Raw genomic sequence first — 3,698 nt, forward strand, 5'->3', positions numbered from 1 at the left:
CACCACCGGCAGCGTGGTCGGGTGTCCCGGTCTCAAAACACGGCACGCAATTAAAAATGTGAAACCACAGGTAAAATATACTGGGCTGCAGAACGGAACGAAGGTCTTGTTCGCGCTTTCTAAGAGCACGCTCAGCACGGGGCGTTTTCACCGATGGAGGAAGAATTGGCTAAGGAAAAGACACTCGACGATCTCTTTCATGATACGTTGAAAGACATCTACTACGCTGAAAAGAAAATCTTGAAGGCATTGCCGAAAATGGCGCGGGCTGCACAGTCCGATGACCTCAAGGCGGCTTTCGAGAAGCATAAAAATGAGACCGAGGGTCACGTCGAACGACTGCAGCAGGTGTTCGAGATCATGGGCAAGCCAGCGCGGGGTAAGACATGTGACGCGATCGAGGGAATTATCTCCGAAGGTGAGGAGATCATGGACGAGTTTAAGGACACGCCAGCTCTCGACGCCGGGTTGATCTCCTCGGCACAGGCAGTCGAGCATTATGAGATCACCCGCTACGGCACGCTGAAGCGCTGGGCGACAGAGCTTGGGATGGCTGATGCAGCTAAGCTGCTCGATGCCACATTGCAGGAAGAATCAAAAACGGACAACGACTTGACTAAACTGGCGGACGCATCCGCCAACCAGCGGGCGAAAGCGGCCTGAACAATTGAACAAGGCCCGGGATTGATCCCGGGCCTTGTTGCTTACCGTTTCAGCCAGCCACAGGAGCCAGCTATGGCCAAAAGCACCAGATCGTCCAAACCTAACGAAAGCACAGCGACCATTCATGATCAAAAGCTCGTTCGCGGGAATGGCGGCGAGTTGCACCAGACCGCTAAGGGTGACACACCCATCTTGACGACTGCGCAGGGCGGTCCGGTTTCTGATGATCAGAATACGTTGAAGATTGGTCAGCGAGGTCCAAGTCTGATCGAGGATTTTCATTTCCGCGAGAAGATATTCCATTTCGATCACGAGCGAATTCCGGAGCGGGTCGTGCATGCGCGCGGTTACGGCGCACACGGTTATTTCGAAACCTATGAGTCCCTTGCCAAATACACACGTGCAGATATCTTCCAGCGCGCCGGAGAAAAGACACCTGCATTTGTCCGGTTTTCGACCGTTGCGGGTTCAAAAGGCTCATTCGATCTTGCCCGCGATGTCCGTGGGTTTGCGGTCAAACTTTACACCCAGGAAGGCAACTGGGATATCGTTGGCAACAACATCCCGGTGTTTTTCATTCAAGATGCGATCAAGTTTCCGGACATGGTTCACGCCGTCAAGGATGAGCCTGACCGCGGCTTTCCGCAGGCGGCATCCGCACATGACAATTTCTGGGACTTTATTTCGCTTACCCCAGAATCGATGCACATGATCATGTGGGTGATGTCGGATAGGGCGATCCCGCGTTCGTTCCGGTTCATGGAAGGGTTCGGTGTTCACACGTTCCGCCTTGTGAATGCAGAGGACGAATCCACCTTTGTAAAGTTCCACTGGAAGCCGAAGCTCGGGCTGCAATCTGTCGTTTGGAATGAGGCGGTCAAGATTAACGGTGCCGATCCGGATTTCCATCGCCGCGATCTGTGGGATGCGATCCAGTCCGGTAATTTTCCAGAGTGGGAGTTGCGCGTGCAACTCTTCGATCAGGAATTTGCTGACAAGTTTGATTTCGACATCCTTGATCCGACCAAGATCATTCCAGAAGAAATCCTTGAACCGATCCCGGTCGGCAGGCTGGTGCTGGACCGCATGCCTGACAATTTCTTCGCCGAGACCGAGCAAGTAGCCTTCATGACGCAGAATGTTCCACCGGGCATCGATTTCTCGAACGACCCGCTGCTTCAGGGGCGGAATTTCTCTTATCTCGACACCCAGATCAAACGGCTGGGGTCCACCAACTTCACGCACATTCCGATCAATGCACCGAAATGCCCCTTCCACCATTTTCAGCAGGACGGCCATATGGCGATGCGCAACCCGGTCGGGCGCGTAAACTATCAGCCGAACTCATGGGGTGAGGGGCCACGTGAATCCCCCGAACGCGGCTTCCGCTCTTTCGCAGACGCAGAGGAAGGTCAGAAAGTTCGGTTGCGCGCCGAAACCTTTGCCGACCACTACAGCCAGGCGCGGCAGTTCTTTAACAGCCAGACCGCACATGAGCAGAAGCATATTGCGATGGCTCTGACCTTCGAGCTCTCCAAAGTTGAGACGCCTGTCATCCGCGAGCGCATGGTGTCACATCTTCTCAACATCGATGAAGGACTGGCAGAAACCGTTGCGGATAAGCTGGGCATGAAGCAATTGCCGAAGCCAGCCGATGCCGCTGTTGCGCCGCGCGACGATCTAGCGGCTTCCGATGCTCTGAGTATCATCAAGAACGGTCCAGAAAGCTTCGCTGGGCGCAAAGTCGGTGTGCTGGTCAATGAGGGGGCCGATGCAGGGTTGCTGAAAAAGCTGGAAACGGCGCTGACTAAAGAGGGTGCCACTATGGAAATCGTGGCTCCCAAAGTAGGCGGTGTCGAAGCGGCGGACGGGACCTGGATCGAAGCGAAGCACATGATCGATGGCGGGCCATCCGTGTTGTTCGACGCTGTCGTCCTATTAATGCCGGAGGACGGCGCGGTCATGCTTGCCAAGGAAGCCGCTGCGCGCGACTTCGTTGCTGATGCGTTCGCCCACTGCAAATTCATCGGATATGCAGCAGGGGCAATACCGTTGTTCGAAAAGGCGAGCGTGCCCCTCGACGAAGAGGACGAGGGTTTGATCCCCTTCGATAGCGCAGATGCGATACCCGGCTTTATCGAATCCTGTCGAAAGCTCAGGCTCTGGGCGAGGGAACAGAAAGTAAAACTGTAGACGATTATGGCGCAACAAGGACTTGTGCACGGACCTTTAGACGAAGGCTGCATTCATCTTTGCATTGATATGCAGAACGTCTTCATGCCTGGTTCACTTTGGGGAGCGCCATGGATGGAAAAAATCCTGCCGGCGATTGAAGAACTCGCCGGCAGGCATGCCCGTAAAACGATCTTTACAAGATTTATCTCCGCCCGGAATCCCGAGACAGCGCCCGGTAGCTGGAAACGCTATTACCGAAAATGGGAGCCGTTAACCCTCGACAATCTCGACCCCCATACGCTTGAGCTGGTTCCAGCGCTCGCACGCTTGGTGCCACCGGCCGCGGTCATCGACAAAAGAGTTTACTCACCGTGGAGCGAGGGGCGATTGAGCGCACTGCTGACGGCATGGGAGACACGTACTGTGATCGTAACAGGCGGCGAAACAGACGTCTGTGTCCTGGCAACGGTACTGGGAGCTATCGACCGTGGGTTTCGCGTCATCATAGCCGCAGACGCTGTTTATGGCTCTGCCGACGAAACGCATGACGCCGTCATGAGCCTTTACATGTCGCGTTTCGGTCAGCAGGTGGAAATAGCGGGCGTGGATGAAATTCTCTGGAACTGGCGGGCCAACTGAAGCAACACACGGAAATCTGGCTCTGGATACGCTTACGCACGGAGGCAACCTTGGGAGAGATAATCGAGTTTTCATGCAGCAGGGCGTTTGTAAAGAAAACCCCCGATGGCTGGGCGACGGTCGTCATCGAAAATGGCGTCCGGACCCAATATCAATTCGAGCGCTGCGGTTGGGCAGAAAAATTCGCGCGGGATGCTCGGCTTTCTTTTGAAGATCGTACC

3 protein-coding genes are annotated in these 3,698 nt (G+C 54.9%); all 3 read left to right on the top strand.

The window, feature by feature from the left end; genetic code table 11:
- The first annotated feature begins 153 nt into the window (after nucleotides 1-153).
- The 3 genes from ABFT80_RS27920 to ABFT80_RS27930 all read left to right on the top strand — a co-directional run bounded on the left by ABFT80_RS27920 (nucleotide 154) and on the right by ABFT80_RS27930 (nucleotide 3,477).
- Nucleotides 154-663 (top strand): YciE/YciF ferroxidase family protein, encoded by a 510-nt coding sequence (locus tag ABFT80_RS27920; protein ID WP_347975216.1) that lies wholly within the window; start codon nucleotides 154-156, stop codon nucleotides 661-663.
- 72 nt (nucleotides 664-735) lie between these two features.
- A complete protein-coding gene (gene katE / locus ABFT80_RS27925) occupies nucleotides 736-2,856 on the top strand; it encodes a catalase (RefSeq protein ID WP_347975217.1) in 2,121 nt (706 codons plus the stop codon).
- A gap of 6 nt (nucleotides 2,857-2,862) precedes the next feature.
- The gene (locus ABFT80_RS27930) at nucleotides 2,863-3,477 is read left to right on the top strand and encodes a cysteine hydrolase family protein (RefSeq protein WP_347975218.1); all 615 of its coding nucleotides are present in this window, start codon (nucleotides 2,863-2,865) and stop codon (nucleotides 3,475-3,477) included.
- Nucleotides 3,478-3,698 lie beyond the last annotated feature (221 nt).

The organism is Foliimonas ilicis, assembly GCF_039939195.1.
Taxonomy (GTDB): Bacteria; Pseudomonadota; Alphaproteobacteria; order Rhizobiales; family Rhizobiaceae; genus Foliimonas; species Foliimonas ilicis.

Bases quoted from the DNA above. Each gene is read 5' to 3' on its own strand.
- ABFT80_RS27920 (WP_347975216.1), top strand. From the start codon at position 154: ATGGAGGAAGAATTGGCTAAGGAAAAGACACTCGACGATCTCTTTCAT.
- katE (WP_347975217.1), top strand. From the start codon at position 736: ATGGCCAAAAGCACCAGATCGTCCAAACCTAACGAAAGCACAGCGACC.
- ABFT80_RS27930 (WP_347975218.1), top strand. From the start codon at position 2,863: ATGGCGCAACAAGGACTTGTGCACGGACCTTTAGACGAAGGCTGCATT.